The sequence below is a fragment of the Thermogemmatispora sp. genome, assembly GCF_019683755.1.
Classification (GTDB): Bacteria; Chloroflexota; Ktedonobacteria; order Ktedonobacterales; family Ktedonobacteraceae; genus Thermogemmatispora.
Map to the genome: position 1 here is coordinate 1 of NZ_JADGHT010000492.1, position 2,593 is coordinate 2,593.

The 2,593-nt window shown below is 62.7% G+C and carries 5 protein-coding genes; 2 read left to right on the top strand and 3 right to left on the bottom strand.

Annotated features, from left to right (window positions below; translation table 11 throughout):
- Positions 1–669 (top strand): hypothetical protein (locus tag IRZ24_RS19195; protein ID WP_297168029.1); only part of this gene is annotated, 669 nt, incomplete at its 5' end.
- Positions 670–771: 102 nt separating this feature from the next.
- The gene (locus tag IRZ24_RS19200) at positions 772–1,743 is read left to right on the top strand and encodes a uroporphyrinogen decarboxylase family protein (protein ID WP_297168032.1); all 972 of its coding nucleotides are present in this window, start codon (positions 772–774) and stop codon (positions 1,741–1,743) included.
- Between the two features lie 89 nt (positions 1,744–1,832).
- Here the strand turns inward: IRZ24_RS19200 and IRZ24_RS19205 are convergent, their stop codons facing one another.
- The 3 genes from IRZ24_RS19205 to IRZ24_RS19215 form a co-directional block, all read right to left on the bottom strand.
- Positions 1,833–2,024: a helix-turn-helix transcriptional regulator gene (locus IRZ24_RS19205; RefSeq protein WP_297168033.1), complete on the bottom strand. Its 192-nt coding sequence runs from the start codon at positions 2,022–2,024 to the stop codon at positions 1,833–1,835.
- Positions 2,025–2,053: 29 nt separating this feature from the next.
- Positions 2,054–2,209 carry a hypothetical protein gene (locus tag IRZ24_RS19210; RefSeq protein WP_297168036.1) on the bottom strand — a complete coding sequence of 52 codons (156 nt, stop codon included), beginning with the start codon at positions 2,207–2,209 and terminating at the stop codon, positions 2,054–2,056.
- Between the two features lie 77 nt (positions 2,210–2,286).
- Positions 2,287–2,593, bottom strand: a 307-nt coding sequence (locus IRZ24_RS19215; protein WP_297168039.1) for a helix-turn-helix transcriptional regulator, incomplete at its 5' end; no start/stop codon positions are given.

The following is a 2,593-nucleotide window of genomic DNA, read 5'->3' on the forward strand; positions in this document are numbered from 1 at the left end:
GATTTTTCCCCACTTGACCCCGCGCTCTTCGGGGGGCTGGCGGCGGTTCGGTGTTGCCAGGGAGGCCGGGCAGGCAGGGAGGCCGCCGGGTGCCCGGGCTGGGTGCCTGGGCTGGGTGCCCGGGCTGGGGCCTGGCGCTGGCTGGGCACGCGGTTGCGGCGCTTGGGTCAGAGGCGGCTGTGGAGGGCCTGGCTGGGCTGGTTTGAGCAGGGGGATGGTGCGGCTGGGCCGGTCTTTGGTCGTTCTCGGCTGCTGGCGGCGGCGGTGCTGTGCCTGGGGCGACCGTGCGCCGCTCGCTCTCTGGGGAATTTTCCGCAGCAGGCAGGCCGCCCGCATGCGTCGGCCTTGGGGAGGGAGTTGCTGCTCTCGGCGCTGGTCTGGTTGGGGCGCCGTCTGGCTCGGGCTGAGGGGCTAACGGTGCCGCTCGTTCCTCTGTGGAGGCTTGGGGAGCGGCCCGGCTGGCCGTTGCTGGTCGGGATGGATGGGTCGGATGCTTTGCGGCGATGCTGCCTTTGCTGCCGCTGTGGTCGCCGCGCCGGTAGGCCTGGCCGGTGCGCGATGGGCGGCCTGGCCAGCAGGCCTCAGAGGGCCACAGGGGACCCAGGGGATCAGGTTGCCGCTGGGGCTGGCTGGTCAGGTGAGCGGCTGGCCAGGGCCGGCGTGATATAATCCAGTGGTTGCTGATTGTGGGCGCTCTTCGCCTGGCAACAGGTGGGAGGCTGGCAGTCGTTGACCAGGAGGAAGGAAGGAAAGAAAGAAGGACGGTTGACGATGGCTCAGACGATGACTCCTTATGAGCGGGTGCGCGCGGCCCTGGCCGGGGAGGCGGTGGACCGCGTGCCGTTGGTTTTCTGGCACCATTTTCGGCCCGAGGGGTCGGGCCAGCGCCTGGCTCAGTTGACGCTGGAGTTTTTTGTGGAGAAGTTCGCTCTGGATATTATTAAGGTGATGCCGGATCTGCCTTATCCGTTGCCGACGGATGGGTCGGCCCGCCTGGAGGAGCTGGCGGAGCATCCACGCCTGGATCTGTCAACGCCGAGTTTCCGTGAGCAGGTGGTCTGTGTGCGGGCGATCCGTGAGCGGGTGGGGCCGGACTATCCGCTGATCGTGACGCTGTTCAGTCCGTTGACCTATGTGCTGCGGGCTATCGGCAAGCGTCAGGGGGTGGAGGTGATCCGCGCCCATCCCGAGGCGGCGCGCCGGGTCATGGAGACGATCGCGGGCAATCTGCGTCTGTTGATGGGCGAGCTGATTCGAGCCGGGGCCAGTGGGATTTTCTTTTCGTGTATGGGGGCGACGACGGCGGATTTTACGCGCGAGGAGTATGGCGAGCTGGGTCGCCCGTACGATCTGGCAGCCCTTGAGGGGGCGCAGGGCGGCTGGTTGAATGTGGTGCATGTGCATGCCGATCCCGATCAGTCTGAGGATGAGGTCTATTTTGAGAGCTTTGTCGATTATCCGGTCCAGGTGATGAGTTGGAGCGATCGCCTGACGGGTCCGAGTTTGAGCGAGGCCCTGCAGTTGACGCGCAAGACGCTGATGGGCGGATTGCACGAGCGGGGTCCGTTGACGCGCGGGAGTGAGGAGGAGCTGAAGAATGAGATGTTGTCGGCGATCTCGCAGACGAATGCGCGGCGTTTGATTCTGGCGAATGGCTGTTCGGTGCCGGATGAGACGCCGGAGGAGTGGCTGCATCTGGCGCGCCGCCTGCTGGAGTCGCCGGGGCTGACGCGCTCGCAGTGAGATCAGGGGATGTGGCTGAGCGCCGCCAGCCTGAGCAGCACCGCCGGCTACCAGCGGGTGGCTGGCGCTGACGGGCTGGCGCGCCGCGCTTAGGAGCCGATCTGCTCTAGCTCGCGCCGGCGCTGCTCGGGGGAGACGTCTTCTATCAGTTCGGTCACCGGTACGTCCAGGGCCAGCGCCAGACGGTCCAGGGTGTCGGTCCTGATCACGTGGTAGGGGTTATGGAAGAGAGCACGAACAATGTTATAGCTGATCTCGGAGCGCTGCGACAGCTTGTTCATTGAGACACCTTTCGCTTCGGCCACTTCCCTCACACGCAGACGTAGCATTTCTCTTCCATCCTCTTGCTGATTAGCTTCGCTTCTATTGCGCAGCGCCGCAGTGCCTGTGAAACCATCATAAGCTCTCCCACCATAGGAAGCTGTTCCAGCACTTCCAACCCGATACAGCGATCCTCGTTACTCATAACCACCGCTCCTTGCTTTCTACCTCAACTCATCATGACTATAAGATAATTCCTTGCTCACTCACAATGATAAGTCGCTAATCCCTTCGTCCTGTCTCGCGCCTCCACTGTTCTTCAGGGACGTCTTCGATAAGCTCGGTCGCCGGCACGCGCAAAGCGTTAGCAAGGCGCTGCAAAGTGTCCGTTGTGACCACGCGATAAGGATCGCGAAAGATTTCTTTGATGAGGTCGTAGCTAATCTCAGCTTTCTGGGAAAGCTTCATCCTTGAGAGGCCTTTTGCTTCTGCGACCTCCTTGACACGCAGACGCAGCATCAGGCGACCCCGCTTTTTTTCACTACTATAACAAGAGGTTAGAAAGCGAGGTAGTCCCTTTATAGTATCG

Bases quoted from the DNA above. Each gene is read 5' to 3' on its own strand.
- IRZ24_RS19200 (WP_297168032.1), top strand. From the start codon at position 772: ATGGCTCAGACGATGACTCCTTATGAGCGGGTGCGCGCGGCCCTGGCC.
- IRZ24_RS19205 (WP_297168033.1), bottom strand. From the start codon at position 2,024: ATGAACAAGCTGTCGCAGCGCTCCGAGATCAGCTATAACATTGTTCGT.
- IRZ24_RS19210 (WP_297168036.1), bottom strand. From the start codon at position 2,209: ATGAGTAACGAGGATCGCTGTATCGGGTTGGAAGTGCTGGAACAGCTT.